Origin of the sequence: Frateuria sp. (assembly GCF_035695185.1) — a bacterium.
Taxonomy (GTDB): domain Bacteria; phylum Pseudomonadota; class Gammaproteobacteria; order Xanthomonadales; family Rhodanobacteraceae; genus Frateuria_A.
On sequence record NZ_DASSES010000153.1, the window covers coordinates 1 to 18,247 of the forward strand.

Annotated in this window: 16 protein-coding genes; 13 read left to right on the forward strand and 3 right to left on the reverse strand. The window is 69.2% G+C overall.

The window, feature by feature from the left end:
• On the forward strand, nt 1-139 hold a 139-nt coding region (gene rpmE, locus VFH59_RS12450; RefSeq protein ID WP_325165245.1), incomplete at its 5' end, for a 50S ribosomal protein L31.
• Between the two features lie 252 nt (nt 140-391).
• Entirely contained in the window at nt 392-1,687 is a 1,296-nt protein-coding gene (locus VFH59_RS12455) for a citrate synthase (protein WP_325165223.1), read from the forward strand.
• Nucleotides 1,688-1,945: 258 nt separating this feature from the next.
• Here VFH59_RS12455 and VFH59_RS12460 read toward each other — a convergent pair whose 3' ends face one another.
• Together VFH59_RS12460 and VFH59_RS12465 are read right to left on the reverse strand one after the other, a co-directional pair.
• Nucleotides 1,946-2,620 (reverse strand): hypothetical protein, encoded by a 675-nt coding sequence (locus VFH59_RS12460; RefSeq protein WP_325165224.1) that lies wholly within the window; start codon nt 2,618-2,620, stop codon nt 1,946-1,948.
• Between the two features lie 73 nt (nt 2,621-2,693).
• Entirely contained in the window at nt 2,694-5,222 is a 2,529-nt protein-coding gene (locus VFH59_RS12465; protein WP_325165225.1) for a penicillin-binding protein 1A, read from the reverse strand.
• 251 nt (nt 5,223-5,473) lie between these two features.
• On the opposite strand from VFH59_RS12465, the gene VFH59_RS12470 reads away from it, so the two are divergent.
• The 11 genes from VFH59_RS12470 to VFH59_RS12520 all read left to right on the forward strand — a co-directional run bounded on the left by VFH59_RS12470 (nt 5,474) and on the right by VFH59_RS12520 (nt 17,715).
• Nucleotides 5,474-6,532, forward strand: coding sequence for a pilus assembly protein PilM (locus VFH59_RS12470; protein ID WP_325165226.1), 1,059 nt, complete (start codon nt 5,474-5,476; stop codon nt 6,530-6,532).
• Nucleotides 6,532-7,155 (forward strand): PilN domain-containing protein, encoded by a 624-nt coding sequence (locus VFH59_RS12475; protein WP_325165227.1) that lies wholly within the window; start codon nt 6,532-6,534, stop codon nt 7,153-7,155. The genes VFH59_RS12470 and VFH59_RS12475 overlap by 1 nt, the downstream gene beginning before the upstream one ends.
• Complete coding sequence (locus VFH59_RS12480; RefSeq protein ID WP_325165228.1) at nt 7,152-7,820, forward strand: type 4a pilus biogenesis protein PilO; 669 nt, start codon at nt 7,152-7,154, stop codon at nt 7,818-7,820. Before VFH59_RS12475 ends, VFH59_RS12480 begins: the two co-directional genes overlap by 4 nt.
• Nucleotides 7,817-8,359 carry a pilus assembly protein PilP gene (locus VFH59_RS12485; protein ID WP_325165229.1) on the forward strand — a complete coding sequence of 181 codons (543 nt, stop codon included), beginning with the start codon at nt 7,817-7,819 and terminating at the stop codon, nt 8,357-8,359. The genes VFH59_RS12480 and VFH59_RS12485 overlap by 4 nt, the downstream gene beginning before the upstream one ends.
• Nucleotides 8,360-8,412: 53 nt before the next feature.
• Nucleotides 8,413-10,578, forward strand: coding sequence for a type IV pilus secretin PilQ (pilQ, locus tag VFH59_RS12490; RefSeq protein ID WP_325165230.1), 2,166 nt, complete (start codon nt 8,413-8,415; stop codon nt 10,576-10,578).
• A gap of 165 nt (nt 10,579-10,743) precedes the next feature.
• Nucleotides 10,744-11,739, forward strand: coding sequence for a MoxR family ATPase (locus VFH59_RS12495; RefSeq protein WP_325165231.1), 996 nt, complete (start codon nt 10,744-10,746; stop codon nt 11,737-11,739).
• Nucleotides 11,739-12,665 (forward strand): DUF58 domain-containing protein, encoded by a 927-nt coding sequence (locus VFH59_RS12500; protein ID WP_325165232.1) that lies wholly within the window; start codon nt 11,739-11,741, stop codon nt 12,663-12,665. The genes VFH59_RS12495 and VFH59_RS12500 overlap by 1 nt, the downstream gene beginning before the upstream one ends.
• Before the next feature lie 2 nt (nt 12,666-12,667).
• Nucleotides 12,668-13,150 (forward strand): DUF4381 family protein, encoded by a 483-nt coding sequence (locus tag VFH59_RS12505; protein WP_325165233.1) that lies wholly within the window; start codon nt 12,668-12,670, stop codon nt 13,148-13,150.
• A gap of 61 nt (nt 13,151-13,211) precedes the next feature.
• Nucleotides 13,212-14,141, forward strand: a complete 930-nt coding sequence (locus VFH59_RS12510) for a VWA domain-containing protein (protein WP_325165246.1) — start codon at nt 13,212-13,214, stop codon at nt 14,139-14,141.
• A complete protein-coding gene (locus tag VFH59_RS12515) occupies nt 14,138-16,033 on the forward strand; it encodes a VWA domain-containing protein (protein WP_325165234.1) in 1,896 nt (631 codons plus the stop codon). The genes VFH59_RS12510 and VFH59_RS12515 overlap by 4 nt, the downstream gene beginning before the upstream one ends.
• Nucleotides 16,030-17,715, forward strand: coding sequence for a BatD family protein (locus tag VFH59_RS12520; protein WP_325165235.1), 1,686 nt, complete (start codon nt 16,030-16,032; stop codon nt 17,713-17,715). Before VFH59_RS12515 ends, VFH59_RS12520 begins: the two co-directional genes overlap by 4 nt.
• On the opposite strand, the gene VFH59_RS12525 is transcribed toward VFH59_RS12520, so the two are convergent.
• On the reverse strand, nt 17,702-18,226 hold the full coding sequence (locus tag VFH59_RS12525) for an O-acetyl-ADP-ribose deacetylase (RefSeq protein ID WP_325165236.1): 525 nt from the start codon (nt 18,224-18,226) through the stop codon (nt 17,702-17,704). The genes VFH59_RS12520 and VFH59_RS12525 overlap by 14 nt on opposite strands.
• Nucleotides 18,227-18,247: the final 21 nt, after the last annotated feature.

Genomic DNA, 18,247 nt, shown 5'->3' on the forward strand with positions numbered 1-18,247 from the left:
GTGGGAAGACGGCAACGAGTACCCGCTGGTCAAGGTGGATATCTCCAGCCAGTCGCACCCGTTCTACACCGGCAAGCAGAAGACCCTCGACGTCGGCGGCCGCGTGGACAAGTTCCGCCGCCGCTACGGCCAGAAGTAAGCGAAGGTCGCTTCACGCCCGCCGCCGCGGCAGTGGCGGGCACGTGACATTCCCGGACACGGGGCGGGCCAGTGGCCCGCCCCGTGTCCTTTTGCGTGCCCGCGAGGTCCATCCGCGGGCGGATGTTGGGCGGCCGATGTGCGATAATGCGTCGGTTGCATCGGCCGCTTTCCCCAGCGCGATGCCCTTTCCCTTGCCGGGCGGTGCCCACCGCGGATGCCTCCGGCACGTCTTTAAAGTAAGGAGGTTCCCGTGTCCGATGCCAAGGTCGTCAAGCTCGTCGATGAATCGAGCAACCGCAGCGCCGAGCTGCCCCTGCTGAGCGGCACGCTGGGGCCCTCGTGCATCGACCTGGGGACGCTGTACAAGGACACCGGCCACTTCACCTACGACCCGGGCTTCGGCTCGACCGCCAGCACCAAGAGCGCGATCACCTACATCGACGGCGACAAGGGCGTGCTGCTGTATCGTGGTTACCCGATCGAGCAGCTCGCCGAAAAGTCGACCTTCCTGGAAGTGGCCTACCTGCTGCTCAACGGCGAGCTGCCCAAGCAGGACGAGTTCGCGGCCTTCGAGCACCAGATCACGCATCACACGATGATGCACGAGTCGTTGAAGAACTTCTTCCAGGGCTTCCACCACGACGCGCATCCGATGGCCATGCTGGCCGCTTCGGTCGCCTCGCTGTCGGCCTTCTACCACGACGACCTCAATGTCGACGACCCGGCCGACCGCAAGCTCGCCGCGATCCGCCTGATCGCCAAGATGCCGACGATCGCGGCGGCCTGCTACCGCTACTCGATCGGCTGGCCGTTCCGCTATCCGCGCAACAACCTCGAGTACGTCGAGCGCTTCCTGCACATGATGTTCGAGGTGCCGAGCGAGCCGCTGCAGCTCAACCCGGTGGCGGCCAAGGCACTGGACCTGCTGTTCATCCTGCACGCCGACCACGAGCAGAACGCCTCCACCTCGACCGTGCGCCTGGTCGGCTCGACCGGCGCCAATCCGTATGCCTCGATCGCCGCGGGCATCACCGCGCTGTGGGGCCCGGCCCACGGCGGCGCCAACGAGGCGGTGCTGGAGATGCTGCAGGAGATCGGCACGCCCGATCGCGTCGACACCGCGGTCAAGCGCGCCAAGGACAAGAACGACAACTTCCGCCTGATGGGCTTCGGCCACCGCGTGTACAAGAACTTCGACCCGCGCGCCAAGATCATCCGCGAGATGTGCCACAAGGTGCTCAACGAACTGGGCGTCAACGACCCGTTGCTGGACGTGGCGATGAAGCTGGAAGAGGCGGCGCTCAAGGACGAGTACTTCGTCGAGCGCAAGCTGTACCCGAACGTCGACTTCTACTCGGGCATCATCTACAAGGCGCTGGGGATCCCGACCGAGATGTTCACCGTGATGTTCGCCATCGCGCGCACCGCCGGCTGGATTTCGCACTGGATCGAGCAGCACGAGACGCCCGGCTCGCGCATCGGTCGTCCGCGCCAGATCTACACCGGCGCCGACGTCCGCGATTACACGGCCGTCGACAAGCGCTGAACGCGGCGGTCCTGCCGAAACGAGAACGCCCCGGCCCTGCCGGGGCGTTTTCGTTTTCGGTTCTTGCGGGGGCGGCGCCCGCGTGCAGCCGCAGGCCAGGCCAGTGGTTGGCGGTCGCGCAGGGTCGCGCTGCTGCACGGAGGCGGGCGTGCTGGCACGTTGCCTGTACTGCGCGGTATTCGCAGGAGCGCCCAGTGGCGCGGCCGATCGAAGCAGGGTGGTTGCGCACGAGGTGCGCTCCTGGAGGAGCGTACGGGCTCAGCGTCGGACCGCGGCGAGCATCCGCTCGAACTCGTCTTGCGCACCAGGTTCGTTCAGCAGTTCCTCGACCGCGCCCAGTGATGCCCTTCGCATCGGTTTCTCGTCGATGCGGTCCAGCGGCGCCTGGCGCAGCGCGTCGCGAGGCATCACCGTGAGATCGAATGGCAGGCCGTCGGCGGCAAACAGCAGCACGGGGTAGTCGGACTGCTCCTCGCGACTGAGGCGCAACCGGCGGGTCTGTATCTCCGCCGGCACGCCGTGCTCGCGCAGGAAGAGCACTACGGCATCGGGGTCGTCGCTGAACACGTGCAGGCAGACGGCCGAGTGCGCGTCGGCCGTGCCCTCGAGCACGGGCCCGACCAGTCGTGGGTCGAACCGGCCAAGGAAACGCATGGCCTCCAGCGCCGCCTCGCGCCGTGCCTTCAGTTGCAGTGGCTGGCTGTCCGCATCGAACAGGCGCTGGCGCTCGCGCAATGCCTGCTCGATTTCCTGGTTGCGTGGCAGGGCCTGTGCGTCGTGGATGCCCAGCCGCTCGGCGGCCTTGAGCTTGGCATGGTGGAAGTCGCGGATGCCGTGCTCGCTCATCAACCGGGCGGCCTCCTGCGCCACCCGCAGCCGGTTGCGCTGCTGGCGATCCTGCGCATGGATGCGATGGTGTTCGCCGCGTGCCATGTCACTGCTCCGGAAAGGCCGGATCGGAGCAAACCCGATCCGGCGTGAGTGGTCTGTCGCCGCGAGGCCGTCGTCAGAAGATGTCGTACGGGTGCTGCTCGTCCTGGTTCTGCTGCTGCTGCGCCGCCTGGGCACGGAGGCGGTCGACGTCCTCGACCTTGAACACCTCGCTCATCGCGTTGGGGTCGTTCGGCGAGGTGGGCAGGCCGCTCTGGCGGTTGATCTGCACGGTGGCGATGCCGGGCGGCATCGGCAGTGCGTTGGATGGCATGTCCTTGAGCACGGTGCCCATGTATCCCATCCAGATCGGCAGGGCGGCCTGTGCGCCGAATTCGCCCACGCCGTTGGCTCGCCCGAGCGAACTGAAGTCGTCGAAGCCGACCCACACCGAGGTGGACAGGTCGCCGTTGAAGCCCACGAACCAGGCATCGCGGTGGTCGTTGGTCGAACCGGTCTTGCCGGCCAGGTCGTCACGTCCCAGCGCCTTGGCGGCATAGCCGGTGCCGCGCAGGATCACGTCCTTCATCAGCGAGGTGATCAGGTAGTCGTTGCGCACGTCGATCACCTGCGGTGCCAGCACCGGTGTGTGCGGGCCCTCGTGGGTGTCGGCCGGCAACACGGCATCGCCCACGCCGGCCACGGTGCTGGCGCCGGCCGGCACCGCAGCCACCGCATTGGCCGGGTGTCCCCCCGTGTCTGCCGGCGGCGGGCCGGGCGGGCGGGTGTCCAGCAGGCGCTCCTGGCAGGTGCGGCAGGCGCGGCTGGGGTTGGCGACGTAGACCGGCTTGCCGTCGCGGCCATCGATCTCCTTGATGAAATAAGGCGACACGAGGTAGCCGCCATTGGCGAACACCGCGTAGCCGCGAGCCATCCCCATCGGCGAGACCGAGGCGGTACCCAGCGCCAGCGAAAGATTCTTCGGCAACGCATCGAGCGGGAAACCGAAACGGGTGATGTAGTCGCGCACGAAGCTCACGCCGATGGCGTCGAGCAGCCGCACCGAGACCAGGTTCTTCGACTGCACCAGCGCCTCGCGCAGGCGCATCGGGCCGTCGAACTTGCCGTCGTCGTTCTCCGGCGTCCACAGCCCGTTCGGCTTGGACGGGTCGGGCAGGGCCAGCGGGGCGTCGTTGACGATCGAAGCCGGGGTGAAGCCCCGCTCGAACGCCGCCGAGTACAGGTAGGGCTTGAAGCTCGAGCCCGGCTGGCGTGCCGCCATGACCGCCCGGTTGAACTTGCTGCGCAGGAAGCTGAAGCCGCCGACCAGCGCCTGCACCGAGCCGTCCTCCGGATTTACCGAGACCAGCGCGCCCTGCACCTTGGGCAGCTGCGCGAGCTCCCAGTCGCCCTTGTCGTTGCGCGCCACGCGCACGATGTCGCCACGCTTGAGCACCTCGGCCACGCTCTTGGGTGCCGGGCCGGTGTGGTTCTCGTTGCGGTAGGGGCGCGCCCAGGCGACCGCGTCCAGCCCCAGCTCCACGGTCTGCCGGCTGGCCAGGTACAGGGTGGCCGCCTGCGCGCTGGCGGCGGTGACGATCGCCGGCTGCATGCCGGAGATGTCGGTGTAGCCCGACAGCAGGCGGTCCAGGTCGTCGTTGCCGGCGTCCGGCGCCAGCGTCTGGTGCGCTTCGGGGCCGCGCCAGCCGTGGCGGCGGTCGTAGGCGACCAGGCCGTCGCGCATCGCTTCCACCGCCGCCTGCTGGCGCGTGCTGGTCAGGGTGGTCCGCACCACGTAGCCCTCGGTCAGGGCGTCGTTGCCCAGCCGGTCGAGTGCCTGCAGGCGCACCATCTCGGCGAGGTAGGGGGCATCCACCTCGATCGGCTGCTCGTGCGGGAAGGCGTTGTTGGGTTCGCTGACCGCCTGTTCGTATTCGGCCTTGCTGATGTAGCGGTGCTCGAGCATCTGTCCCAGCACCCAGTTGCGCCGCGCCAGCATGCGCTTGGGACTGTTGATCGGGTTGACCAGCGAGGGCAACTGGAATGTCGAGGCGATGGTGGCGCACTGGGCGATGGTCAGCTGGTCCAGTGTCTTGCCGTAGTAGTACTCGGCTGCCGCCGCCACGCCGTAGGCGCGGTGGCCCAGGAACATCTTGTTGAGGTAGAGCTCGAGGATCTGGTCCTTGGTCAGCTCGTTCTCCATGCGCAGCGCGATGAAGATCTCGATCAGCTTGCGCGAGTACAGCTTCTCCGGGCTGAGGAAGAAGTTGCGTGCCACCTGCTGGGTGATGGTCGAGCCACCGGAGCCCTTGTCGCCGCCCGAGATGATCACGTGCCAGCCCGCGCGTGCGATGCCGTGCCAGTCCACGCCCGGGTGGTTGTAGAAATCGGCGTCCTCGGCCGCGAGCACGGCGTGCTTGAGCTTGTCAGGCACCTTGGCGATGTCGACCGGGATGCGTCGGGTCTCCCCGAAGGTGGCGATCAGCTTGCCGTCGGCGCTGAGCACCCGCAGCGGCACCTGCATGTGGTAGTCCTTCAACATCGCCACCGAGGGCAGGCGAGGGGAGACCAGCCAGTAGGCGACTCCGACGGCGGCGATGGCCAGCAACAGACCGGTAAGGGCCAGGATCGAGGCCCAGCGCAGCAGACGCTTAAAAATATGCATGGTTTGGAAGAGCGAGACTCAAGTCAAAACACTGTCGAGTATAGATGTTGCACTATCGATCGCCCGCCCGAACCGGGGCTGGATCGCGAAAACGGCCCATCAGGGGCGGTGTCAACCAAATGTGCAGGCCATCACGCCATTTTGTTGAGAAAGTTGCCGTAGGCCGTTGCCATAGCGTTAATTTTTCGATCTAATGCCCTCGCGCATCCGCCGGTTTCCGGCCCGGGCGCCAGGGGCCAAGGGGGAAAATCGTGGGTCTGTTTACACCCAAGAAGCCGCCGCTGATCGGCGTCGACATCAGTTCGACTGCGGTCAAGCTGCTACAGCTGAGCCAGTCCGGCGGCCGCTATCGCGTGGAACACTACGCAGTGGAGCCGCTGCCCCCCAATGCGGTGGTCGAGAAGAACATCGTCGAGGTCGAGGCGGTGGGCGAGGCGATCCGCCGCGCACTGGCGCGGTCCGGTTCCAAGCTCAAGCACGCAGCCGCGGCCGTGGCCGGGTCGGCGGTGATCACGCGGATCGTGCCGATGTCCGCGGACCTTTCCGAGGAAGACCTCGAAGGCCAGATCCAGGTCGAGGCGAACCAGTACATCCCTTATCCCATCGACGAGGTCAGCCTCGACTTCGAGGTGCTGGGGCCGGTGCGCGACAACCCGGACATGAACAACGTCCTGCTGGCCGCGTCCCGCACCGAGAACGTGGACATGCGCGTGGCTGCCCTGGATCTCGGCGGGCTCGCCGCCAAGGTGGTCGACGTGGAAGCCTTCGCGATGGAGAACGCCTTCGCGATGCTGGTCGACCAGCTCAACGTCAGCCGCGACGCGCTGGTCGCCGTGGTCGACATCGGCGCCACCATGACCACGCTGTCGGTGCTGCGCCATCAGCGCACCATCTACTCGCGCGAGCAGGTGTTCGGCGGCAAGCAGCTGACCGACGAGATCATGCGCCGCTACGGCCTCTCCTACGAGGAAGCCGGGCGCGCCAAGCGCAAGGGTGGCCTGCCCGAGTCCTACGAGACCGAGGCCCTGGAGCCATTCAAGGAGGCGCTGATCCAGCAGATCAGCCGCCTGCTGCAGTTCTTCTTCGCCGGCAGCGAGTACAGCAAGGTCGACCAGGTCGTGCTGGCCGGTGGCTGCGCCTCGATCGAGGGGCTGTGCCCGATGCTGGAGGAGCAGCTGGGCGTGCCGTGCATGGTGGCCAACCCGCTCGCCCGCATGTCGCTGGCGCCCAAGGTGCAGGCGCAGTCGCTGGCGCAGGATGCCCCGGCGCTGATGATCGCCGTCGGCCTGGCGCTCAGGAGTTTCGACTGATGGCACACATCAACCTACTTCCCTGGCGCGCCGAGCGGCGCAAGCAGCGCGAGCGGGAATTCTTCATGCAGCTGGGCGCCGCCTTCGCGGCGGCGGTGGTGGTCGTGCTGCTCTGGGCCTTCTGGATGGGCATGCGCATCGACAACCAGAACGAGCGCAACGCCTACCTGCAAGGCGAGATCAAGCAGCTGGACGAGCGAATCGCCAAGATCAAGGACCTGGAGAAGGTCCGCCAGCGGCTGCTCGCACGCAAGCAGATCATCGAGCAGTTGCAGGCCAACCGTTCGCAGATGGTCCACCTGTTCGACGAACTGGTGAAGACGATCCCGGCGAGCGCGCGCCTGACCAGCATGAAGCAGAACGGCGATTCGATGGTGCTCAATGGCGTGGCGCAGTCCAACACCAGCGTGGCGGAGTACATGCGCAACCTGGATGCCTCGCCCTGGATGGGCGGCGCCGACCTGGACAAGACCCAGATCAAGTACCGCGCCGGGCGCATGCCCTACACGTTCGGCCTGGGTGTCAAGCTCAGCCAGCCCAGCGAGGAGGAAGCGGCGAAGATGCCGGTGCAGCTGCAGGACAACGGCACGCCGGCGGCCGTCAGTGGGGGGGCTCGCAAATGAAGTTCTTCGATGAACTGCGCACCCTCGACCGCAACAACATCGGGGGCTGGTCCAAGTCGGTCAAGATCTTCTTCACGGTGTTGGTGTTCCTGGTCGTGATCCTGCTTGGCTGGTACCTGCACGTGAGCGGGCAGCAGGATTCGCTCGTGGACCTCGCCTCCAAGGAGGTGTCGCTGAAGCAGGAGTTCACCCAGAAGCAGGCCAAGTCGGTCAATCTCGAAGCGTTGCAGCAGCAACTGGACGAGATGCAGGACATGCTGCGCCAGTTGCTGCGCCAGCTGCCCAGCAAGACCGAGATGCCCGAGTTGCTGGTGGACATCTCGCAGACGGCGCTGGCGGCCGGCCTCGAAATCCAGGTGTTCGATCCGGGCAGCGAAAAGCCGCAGGACTTCTATGCCGAGGAGCCGATCGACCTGAAGATGGTCGGTACCTACCACCAGTTCGGCAACTTCATCAGCGGCGTCGCTTCGCTGCCGCGCGTGGTGATCCTCACCATGCACAACGTGTCGCTGACCACGCAGTTGCCGATCGGACCCAACGGCGAGCCGCCGCCTGGCGGGCAATTGGTGCTGCAGGGTACGGTCAAGACCTACCGCTACCTGGACGACGAGGAAAGCGTCGCCACGAAGAAGCCCGCGAAGGGCAAGGCGAGGGGGCGCAAATGAGCCGTTCGATAGCCATCAGGCCCGCCAGCGCGGCGCGGCTGCTGCTGATGCTCGCCGCGCTGTTGTTGCTGGCCGGCTGTACCCGCGGCATGTCCGACCTGCGCGACTGGGTGGCCCAGGAGAAGAGCAAGAAGGGTGCCCCGATCCCGCCGCTGCCGGTCATCAAGACGTTCGAGACTTTCCAGTACTCGGACGACGGCAAGCGCGACCCGTTCAGTGCGAGCACTGCCGAAGCGCAGCCGAGCGTCGCATCCAACGGTCCCCGGCCCGACGAGGGGCGGCCCAAGCAGCCGCTGGAGATGTTCGCGCTGGACAGTCTGAAGATGGTCGGCACGGTCGGCACGGGCGCGAACATGGAAGCGTTGGTGAAGGACCCCGGTGGCGTGATCCACCGCGTCCACGAGAACGAATACATGGGCCAGAACTACGGCCGGGTCACCGGCATTGCGGAAGACCACATCGACTTGGTCGAGCTGGTTTCCAACGGCAACGGCGGCTGGATGGAACGGTCGGCCAGCATCGGGCTCGGCGACAAATGAACACAGGGGCTGACGCAATGAGCAACCACATCCAACCTGTCCGGGGCCGAGCCATGCGCCATGCACGCCGTTGCCTGTTGACAGGCCTGCTGATGGCCGCCGCCGCATGGGCCGGCGATGCCCTGGCGGCCACCAACACGCTCAAGGGAATCAGCTACGACACGCTGCCGGGCGGCCGCGTGGAGCTGCACATGAACTTCGCCGGCGGCCCGCCGCCGCAGCCGCGCATCTTCACCACCGGCAACCCGCCGCGCATCGCGGTGGATTTCGCCGACACCACCAACGCGGCACAACGCCACCTGGACATCGGCAAGGGGTCCACTTTGGGCGTCTCGGCGGTGTCCGCCGGTGGCCGCACCCGCGTGGTGGTCGAACTGATGCGCGATGCCTCCTATGACACGCGGGTGGATGGCAACGACCTGGTGATGACCGTGAACAACGGCACCGCCGCGCAGACCACCACCACTGCCTCGACCATCGACCCGACCAAGGCGCTGCCCTCGGCCATGAACGGCCCGTCGGTGTCCGGCATCGACTTCCGTCGTGGCCCGAACGGCGAAGGCCGCGTGCTGGTCAGCTTCAGCGGTGCCGGCGCGGACGTCGACATGCACCGCGAGGGCGACAAGCTCGTCGTCAACCTCAGCCACGTGAAGCTTCCCGCCGAGCAGGCGCAGCGCCTGGACGTGCTCGACTTCGCCACGCCGGTGCAGTCGATCACCACCCATGCCGGCATGGGTGGCGGCGCGCACATGGAGATCGCCATCAAGGGCAGCGTGGAGACGTCTTCCTACCAGACCGCCGACCAGTACGTGGTCGAGGTCGCACCGAAGAAGGAGGCCAGTGCCGACGGCAAGCTCGCCAAGGGCCAGCCGCCGGTCTACAGCGGCACCCGCGTGACCTTCAACTTCCAGGACATTCCGGTGCGCGCAGCGCTGCAATTCATCGCCGAGATGTCCAAGAAGAACCTGGTCGTGGCCGACAGCGTGGGCGGCAGCGTCACGCTGCGGCTGGTCAACGTGCCGTGGGACCAGGCACTGGACGTGATCCTGCGTGCCAAGGGCCTGGACAAGCGCAGTGACGGCAACGTCATCTGGATCGCCCCGCAGCAGGAACTCGCCAACTACGAGCAGAACCTGGCGGACGCGCGACTGAAGGCCGAGGACACCGCCGAACTCGTCACCGACTACGTGCCGATCAGCTACGGCAAGGCCGCCGACATCGCCAAGCTGCTGACCACCGGCAGCAAGAGCGGCGCGGGCGGCGGCGGTGGCGGCAGCAGCCGCGGCTTCCTGTCGCCACGCGGCAGCGTGTCCTACGACGAGCGCACCAACACCTTGCTGCTCAACGAGACGCCGGACAAGATCCGCGAGCTCCGCCAGCTGATCGCCGTGCTCGATCGCCCGGTGCAGCAGGTGCTGATCGAATCGCGCATCGTGGTCGCGACGGACGACTTCACCCGGGAACTGGGCGTGAAGTGGGGCGTGCAGGGCTACCACACCACCAGTGGCGGGCACGGCATCGTCACCAGCCCCACCGGCACGGGTGCGGCGGAGAGCGGGATCGACCTGCACAACGGCGATCCGATCACCTTCCAGACCGGTGATGCAGGCTTCAACGTCAACCTGCCCGCCTCGAACCCGATGGGCAGCTTCGGCCTGGCGATCCTGGGTGCCAACTACCTGGTCGACCTGGAACTTTCGGCGGCGCAGACCGAGGGCCGTGGCGAGGTGATCTCCAGTCCGCGCGTGATCACCGCCAACCAGCAGGAAGCCGTGATCCGCCAGGGCCAGCAGATCGGCTACGTGACCTACCAGAACAGCGCCACCGGTTCGGCCGGCAGCGGTACCGCCACGGTGCAGTTCAAGGATGCCGTGCTGGAGCTGCGGGTTACCCCGACGATCACCGCCGACAACCGCGTGTACCTGAAGATCAACGTCAAGAAGGATGCGCTGGCCAAGTTCATCGACGCCCCGGGTAGCGGCCAGGTGCCGCAGATCGACACCCGCGAGATCAACACCTCGGTGCTGGTGGACAACGGCCAGACCGTCGTGCTCGGTGGCATCTACGAGATCACCAAGGCCAACTCCATCAGCAAGGTGCCCGGCCTGGGCGACATTCCCGGCCTCGGCGCACTGTTCCGCCATACCGTCAAGAACAACAACAAGGCCGAACTGCTGATCTTCGTCACGCCGCGTATCCTGAGCGATACGCTGCAGTAAGCGCGTCGCGCACGAAACCCCAGGGGCGGCCTCGGCCGCCCCTTTTCGTTGGGATCTGCCGTGCGGGCGCGACCATGCGATACGGCACACGCGGCGCTGGTACGGGCGGACCTAAACTTCCGCGCGTTGGCGCGGTCAGTTACCGCGTTGCTTCCTGGATTGCCGATGGACACACCGCAGACCACCTTCCCCAATCGCCTGCAGCAGGCTTTCGCGCACCTGCGCGAGGACTTGCAGCGCGAGGTGATCGGCCAGCCGCACCTGATCGATTGCCTGCTGATCGCCCTGCTGGCCGATGGCCACCTGCTGGTCGAAGGCGCGCCGGGCCTGGCCAAGACCACCGCGGTCAAGGCGCTGGCCGCGCGCATCGAGGCCGACTTCCATCGCGTGCAGTTCACCCCGGACCTGCTGCCGGCCGACCTCACCGGCACCGACGTGTTCCGCCCGCAGGCGGCCAGTTTCGAGTTCGAGCGGGGGCCGCTGTTCCACAACATCGTGCTGGCGGACGAGATCAATCGCGCGCCGGCCAAGGTGCAGTCGGCCCTGCTGGAGGCGATGGCCGAACGGCAGATCACCGTGGGCCGAAGCACCTGGCGGCTGCCCGACCTGTTCCTGGTGATGGCCACGCAGAATCCGATCGAGCAGGAAGGCACGTTCGCCTTGCCCGAGGCGCAGCTGGACCGCTTCGTGATGCACGTGACGATCGGGTACCCGGACGCACCGTCGGAGCTGGCCATCCTCAAGCTCGCCCGCGAGCAGGCCCGCCGCGCCATGCATCCGGCGACCCCGGCGCGCGCGCTGCTGAGCCAGGCCGACGTCTTTGCCGCCCGCGATGCCGCACTGGATGTCCACATTGCGCCGGCGCTGGAGGAGTACCTCGCGCAGCTCGTGCTGGCCACGCGCGACGCCGGTCGCTACGGGCCGGAGCTGAAACGCTGGATCGCCTGGGGCGCCAGCCCGCGTGCGACCATCGCACTGGATCGCTGCGCCCGTGCGCACGCCTGGCTGGCCGGGCGCGACTACGCGCTGCCCGAGGACGTGCACGGCGTGGTCCACGAAGTGCTTCGCCATCGCGTGCTGCTCAGCTACGAGGCCGAAGCCGAGGGCGTGCGCAGCGACCAGGTGATCGACCGCCTGCTGGATCTCGTGCCGCAGCCGTGATGTCCGCCGTGCCCGTGCACGCCGATGGCGACGGTCGCGTCACCGTATCGCTGGCCGAACTGCTCGCCATGCGCGCGCGGGTCGGCCGCGTTCGACCGTTGCCGCTCGACAGTCGCGCCGCGCAGGCCGGGCAGCAATCCAGCCGCCTGTATGGACGCGGCATGGACTACGCCGAATCGCGCGTCTACCAGCCAGGCGACGACGTACGCCGGCTCGACTGGCGGCTTACTGCACGCAGCGGCAAGCTCCACACCAAGCTGTTCCAGGAGGAACGCGAGGGACGACTGCTGATCCTGCTCGATACCCACCCGAGCATGCGTTTCGGTACCCGCGTGCGCTTCAAGTCGGTGCAGGCGGCGCGCGCCGCGGCGCTGGCCGGGTGGTATGCGGTACGCGCCGGCGAGCGTGTCGGTGCGATGGCCTTCGGCAGCGGCCAGCACCTGCTCAAGCCGCGTGGCGGCGCGCGCGGTGCGGTGGCCCTGTGCGGGGCGCTGGCCGAGTGGGATGCCGATGCGGTCGTCGATATCGACGAGCCGCTGTCCGAAGCGATCGCGCGCGCGGGACGCCTGCATGGCGCCAGCCGCGTCCTGCTGATCAGCGACGGCCTGAGCTGCGACGAGGCGGCACGCGGCCGCCTGCGCGAGGTGTCGCGCCACGCCCGCGTCTGCGTGCTGGTGGTGGCCGACGCGCTGGAGCGGGAACTGCCGCCGCCCGGGCGCTATCCGCTCGAGCACGACGGCGAGCGCCGCGAGGTCAGTCTCGAGGGCATGCGCCAGCGCCGCGAATTCCAGCAGTCGCTCGGCGCAGGCCAGGCGCAGCTGGTCGCGCTGGCCCAGTCGCTGGGCTTGCGTTGGCGCAGCATCGACACCGCGAGCGATCCGCTGGAGGCTGTCACCGGGTTGCTCGGGGCGAGGCCGGGGCGATGAGGATGCCCACGCCGCAAGGCCCCGAACTGCGCGACATCCACCTGCCGGCGGCGCCAGCGTGGTGGCCACCCGCGCCGGGCTGGTGGCTGCTGGCGACGCTCGTCCTGGCGCTCGCCGCCGTCGGCACCTGGCGGTTGTTTCGCGCGCGGGCGCAGCGGCGGCGGCATGCCCGGATTCTCGCCGAGGTCGACCTGTTGGCCGCACGCCACGCCGACGACGCTCAGGCGCTGGCCGCCGGCTTGCACCAGTTGCTGCGCCGCGTGGCGCGGACGCAGGACCCGGCGGCCGTGCGTCTGCGTGGCGAGGCCTGGCGCTCGGCGCTGGCACGCGTGCCGGTCGATGTTCCGACGCTGGAACGCCTCATGACCCTGGAGCCGGCGATCTACCGGCCGCAGTCCTACGACACCCACGCCATGCTGGAGGCGGTGCGGCGCTGGCTGCGCGCCGCGCTCGCCATGCCGGGCCGGAGGATGCGGCGTGCCTGACTTCGCCTGGCCCACATTCGCCTGGCCCTGGGTGGCCGTGCTGTTGCCGCTGCCGTGGCTGATGCGCCGCTGGCTGCCGCCGCTGCCGCCCGGGCAGGCACTGCACCTGCCGCATCCCGGCGTGGCGCTGGCCGCGATCGAACGCCAGCCCGGCCGCGGCCGCGCCCACTGGTGGCTTGCGTTGGCCTGGCTCTGTCTGCTGGCTGCCGCGGCGCGGCCGCAATGGGTCGGCCCGCCGCAGGCACAACAGCGTAGCGGGCGCGCGATGCTGCTGGCGATCGACCTGTCCGGCAGCATGCGCACCGAGGACATGCAACTGGCCGGGCAGGACGTCAGCCGCTTCGAGGCGGTCGAGGCGATCGCCGGCGACTTCATCACGCGCCGCGCCGGCGATGAACTTGGCCTGGTGCTGTTCGGCAGCCGCGCCTTCCTGGTGACGCCGCTGACTTACGACCTCGACGCGGTCCGCGCGCAACTGCGGGGGGCCGCGGTGGGCCTCGCCGGGACCGAAACCGCGATCGGTGACGCCATTGCGGTGGCGGTCAAGCGCCTGGCCGGCCTGCCGCAGCAGGCACGCGTGCTGGTGCTGCTCACCGATGGTGTCAACAACGCCGGCAGCATCTCGCCCGAACAGGCTGCCGCCGCGGCCAAGGCGGCGGGCGTGCGCGTCTACACCATCGGCGTGGGGGCCACGCAGATGCGTGTGCCGGACTTCTTCGGCATGCGCCTGGTCAATCCCTCCGCAGACCTGGACGAGGCGATGTTGACCCGCATCGCCGAACAGACCGGCGGGCGCTTCTTCCGGGCCACCGACACGCACCAGCTGGCGACGGCCTACCGCACGATCGATACGCTCGAACCGATGCCGCAGCACGGGCCGGTGCTACGCCCGCGGCACGAGCTGTTCCGCTGGCCACTGGCCGCAACGATGCTGCTGCTCGCGCTGGCCCTGGCCTCCCGTGCCGGCACCATGCGGGAGCGGCTGGCATGAGCGAGACGCTGCACCAGTTCCATTTCCTGCGGCCGGCCTGGTTGTGGCTGTTGCTCGCCTTGCCCGTGATTGCGTGGCTGGCCACACGCGGACAGGGCGCACGGGCGCAGCTGGAGCGGCTGGTCGATCCGGAACTGTTGCCCCATCTCCTCCAGGGCCGCGCGCAACGCCGCAGCGTGCCTCCCGCGTTGCTGGCGCTGGGCTGGGTGCTCGCCGTACTGGCCTTTGCCGGGCCGAGCTGGAGCCGCCTGCCGCAGCCGCTGTACGCCGACCGGGCCGCGCAAGTGGTGGCGATCTCGCTGTCCGAACACATGCTGGCCCGCGACGTCGCGCCGAGTCGTCTCGACCGCGCGCGCTACAAGGCGCGCGACCTCTTCGCCGCCAACCGCGGCGGCCTCAACGGCCTGGTCGCCTACGCCGGCGAAGCCTTCGTGGTGGCACCCCTGACCAGCGACGCCAACAGCCTGAACGACCTGCTGGACGCGCTCGCGCCCGACACCATGCCCGTCGACGGCGACGATGCGGCCGCGGCGATCGCGCGCGGCACGGCGCTGATCCGCGACGCCAGGGTCGGTGGCGGGTCGCTCATCCTCATCACCGACGACGCCGGCGCCAGTGCCGTGCAGGCCGCGCGCCAGGCGCGTGCCGACGGCGTGCGGGTGTCGGTACTGGGCGTGGGTACGACCAGGGGCGGGCCGGTGCCGCTTGCCGAAGGCGGTTTCCTGCGCGACGCGCAGGGCGGTGTGGCCATGGCCGGCCGCGACGATACCGCGCTGGCCGCGCTGGCCGCGGCGGGCGGTGGCCGCTACGTCCCCATGCGCGCCGACCATGCGGACATCGACGCGCTGCAGGCCCGGTTGCGCAGCGGCGGTGAACAGGCCACCGGCCAGGCCAGCGCGCAGTGGGAGGACCGCGGTCCCTGGCTGCTGCTGCCGTTGCTGCCGCTGCTGGCACTGGCCTTCCGCCGCGGCTGGCTGTTGCTGCTGCCGCTGGTGTTGTTGCCGCTGCTGCCCGCGCGGGCCGAAGCCGGTACCTGGCAGGACCTCTGGCAGCGCCGTGACCAGCAGGCCACGCAGGCGCTGCGCCAGGGCCACGCGAAACAGGCCCTCGCACTCGCCCGTGATCCGGCGCTGCGCGGCGCGGCCGCCTACCGCGCGGGCGACTATGACGCCGCGGTCGGCGCGCTGCAGCCGGTAAAGACGACCGATGCGCAATACAACCTCGGCAACGCGCTGGCCAGGGCCGGTCGCTACCGGGAGGCGCTGGCGGCCTACGACCGCGCGCTTGCGCTGGATCCCCGCAACGCGGACGCGAAGGCCAACCGGCAGGCGGTCGAGGCATGGCTGCGCCGCCAGCCACCGCCGCAGGACGGGAACGCCGACGCGCAGAACCAGGCTGGCGGCAAGTCCTCCCGGTCGAGGCCGCGCCAGGATGACCAGTCATCGAAAAAAGACAGCCAGGGCAACCGCCGTGGCGAGCAGCAGGACGGCAGGCAGGGCAGCCAGGGCCAGCAGGGCCGGGGCGAGCAGCCGCCGGAGGCGCAGGCCGGGCAGGAGTCCTCCGGACAGCACGCGGGCGAACGCCGCGAGCAACAGGGCGCCAATCGCCCCCTGACGGCGCAGGAGCGCGCCGAGCAGCAGGCACGCATGGCGCGCGCGGGCCAGGCGCTGAAGCAGCAGCTCGATCGTGCGCTCGGCGACAAGGCCGGCTCCCGGAGTGCGGAGCACCAGCTGGGTGCGCTGGACAAGGACGACCCGCAGGCGCGCCTTCCGGCCGAACTGCGGCAGGCACTCCAGCGCGTGCCGGACGATCCCGGCGCGTTGCTGCGACGCAAGTTCGAACTGGAATATCGCCAGCGCCACGGCGTGGCGAACGGCGAGGACCTGCCATGAAGCGCTGGATCGCGCTGGCGCTGTTCGTCCTGCTGCCGGTGCTGGCGCAGGCCGCGCAGGTGCAGGCATCGCTCGACCGCAATCAGGTTCAACTGGGCGAAACCGTGACGCTCAACCTGAGGGTCGAGGGTGGCGGCGTCGCGCAGGCGCCGGACCTGTCCGCGCTTGGCCACGATTTCGAAGTGCTGGGCCGCTCCAGCAACACCAGCCTGAGCATCGTCAACGGCCGGCGCAGCGCACAGTCGACCGTCGGCATCGCCTTGCGTCCCACGCATGCAGGCCAGCTGGTCATCCCGGCGCTGGACTTTGCCGGCGCACGCACCCGGCCGCTCACGCTCACCGTCACGCCGCCCGACCCCGCCGCGGCGGCCAACGCCGGCAAGGCCGTGTTCCTCGAAGCCGGTGCGCAGCCGAGCCGGGTGCGCGTGGGCCAGCAACTGCTCTTCACCGTGCGGCTGTATTTCGCCGGCAGCCTCAGCAGCGGCTCGCTGGAAGATCCGCGGCTGCCCGGCATCGACGCGCGGCGGCTGGGCGACGACCTGGACTATGACGTCGTGCGCGGCGGTCGCGCCTACCACGTGATCGAACGGCGCTATGCCCTGGTGCCGCAGCATGCCGGCACCATCCAGTTGCCCTCGCTGCAGTTCCAGGGCGAGCTGATCGATCCGACCGACCCGGACAGTTTCTTCGCGATGGGCACGCCGGCCACGGCCGCCTCGCCGGCCGTGACCATCCAGGTGCAGCCGCCACCTCCACACTGGGGCAGCAGCGCCTGGTTGCCGGCCCGTGCACTGACGCTGACCCTCGACGGCATCCCGGCCGATGGCAAGGCCCGCGTCGGGCAACCACTGGACCTGGCGATGACGTTGCAGGCCACCGGGCTGCCCTACGAGGCCCTGCCGGCGCTGAGCCTGCCCGACCTGAAGGGCGCCACGGTCTACCCCGACAAGCCGGTGACCGGCACGCGCAACGACGGCCAGTGGTTGATCGGCCGGCGCCAGCAGAACTTCGCCGTGGTCCCCGGCCAGCCCGGCAGGCTGGCGATTCCCGCGATCACGCTCAAGTGGTGGAACGTGCAAAGCGGGCAGGCCGAGGTGGCGCGCATTCCGGCGCACACGCTGACGGTGCTGCCGGCTGCCGGCAGCCAGCCTGCGCCGGCCGCGAGCACGGCGGTGCCGGCCGCGACCGTGGTGGCCCCCGCAGCGCTGCCCGCCACGGCGACGGCCGCGACCCACCGCGCGCCGGCGTGGCGCGTCGTCGTGCTGGTTGCGGTCGCGTTGCTGCTGCTCGGCGGCGCGTTGACCGCGTGGTGGGCATGGCGTCGACGCGTGCGGTCGGCCGCGGATGCGCGGGCACCCGGCTCCGGCTCCGCCCGCGCCTTGCGCCTGGCGTTCCTCGCCGCCGCGCGCGGCAGCGATGCAGTGGCCCAGGCTCACGCCCTGCTCGCCTGGGCCCGTGCGGAGCGCCCGGGGCTGAGCGGACTCGGTGCCCTGGCCGAGGCGCTGGCTTCGGTGACCCAGCGCGAGGCGATCGAGGCCTTGCAGCGACGCCGTTTCGCCGCGGAGGCGGACCTTGCGGGACCGGACCTCGCGGGCGCCTTCAGGCAGGGGTTCCAGTGGCGCGAGCCACCCACGGGCGAAGAGCCGCCGCTGCCGCCGCTCTATCCGTTCAAGCTGCGTTGAACACGCGCTGCCAAAGTTGCGTCATGGCCTCGTTGAGGAAGCACAGGCGCACGTTCATCGGCGCGGGGGCCCGGGCCAGGACCTGGCGCAGGCTGGCACGGGCGACTTCGGCGGCGAGTTCGGGTGGGTAGCCATAGGCGCCGCAGCTGATCGCGGGAAAGGCAATCGAGCGCAGCCCATGCTCGTGCGCCAGTTGCAGCGCATTGCGGTAGCAGGCGGCGAGCAGTTCCGCTTCGCCGTGGGCGCCGCCGCGCCATACCGGCCCCACCGTGTGGATCACACAGGTGGCCGGGAGGTCGAAGCCGGGCGTGATGCGCGCCTCGCCGGTCGGGCAGCGCACCCCGTCCGGTGTCGGCGGCAGCGCACGGCAGGCCTCCAGCAGCCGGGGGCCGGCCGCGCGATGGATCGCGCCGTCGACGCCGCCGCCGCCGAGCAGTTGCCGGTTGGCGGCATTGACGATGGCATCGACCCCCAGGCGGGTCAGGTCGGCAGTAAGCAGGGTGATGGACATGGACAATTGGTGTTTGGCGGG

Excerpts from the sequence above, each read along its gene's own strand:
- VFH59_RS12460 (WP_325165224.1), bottom strand. The coding sequence starts at position 2,620 with ATGGCACGCGGCGAACACCATCGCATCCATGCGCAGGATCGCCAGCAG.
- VFH59_RS12465 (WP_325165225.1), bottom strand. The coding sequence starts at position 5,222 with ATGCATATTTTTAAGCGTCTGCTGCGCTGGGCCTCGATCCTGGCCCTT.
- VFH59_RS12475 (WP_325165227.1), top strand. The coding sequence starts at position 6,532 with ATGGCACACATCAACCTACTTCCCTGGCGCGCCGAGCGGCGCAAGCAG.
- VFH59_RS12480 (WP_325165228.1), top strand. The coding sequence starts at position 7,152 with ATGAAGTTCTTCGATGAACTGCGCACCCTCGACCGCAACAACATCGGG.
- VFH59_RS12485 (WP_325165229.1), top strand. The coding sequence starts at position 7,817 with ATGAGCCGTTCGATAGCCATCAGGCCCGCCAGCGCGGCGCGGCTGCTG.
- pilQ (WP_325165230.1), top strand. The coding sequence starts at position 8,413 with ATGCGCCATGCACGCCGTTGCCTGTTGACAGGCCTGCTGATGGCCGCC.
- VFH59_RS12495 (WP_325165231.1), top strand. The coding sequence starts at position 10,744 with ATGGACACACCGCAGACCACCTTCCCCAATCGCCTGCAGCAGGCTTTC.
- VFH59_RS12500 (WP_325165232.1), top strand. The coding sequence starts at position 11,739 with ATGTCCGCCGTGCCCGTGCACGCCGATGGCGACGGTCGCGTCACCGTA.
- VFH59_RS12505 (WP_325165233.1), top strand. The coding sequence starts at position 12,668 with ATGCCCACGCCGCAAGGCCCCGAACTGCGCGACATCCACCTGCCGGCG.
- VFH59_RS12510 (WP_325165246.1), top strand. The coding sequence starts at position 13,212 with ATGCGCCGCTGGCTGCCGCCGCTGCCGCCCGGGCAGGCACTGCACCTG.
- VFH59_RS12515 (WP_325165234.1), top strand. The coding sequence starts at position 14,138 with ATGAGCGAGACGCTGCACCAGTTCCATTTCCTGCGGCCGGCCTGGTTG.
- VFH59_RS12520 (WP_325165235.1), top strand. The coding sequence starts at position 16,030 with ATGAAGCGCTGGATCGCGCTGGCGCTGTTCGTCCTGCTGCCGGTGCTG.
- VFH59_RS12525 (WP_325165236.1), bottom strand. The coding sequence starts at position 18,226 with ATGTCCATCACCCTGCTTACTGCCGACCTGACCCGCCTGGGGGTCGAT.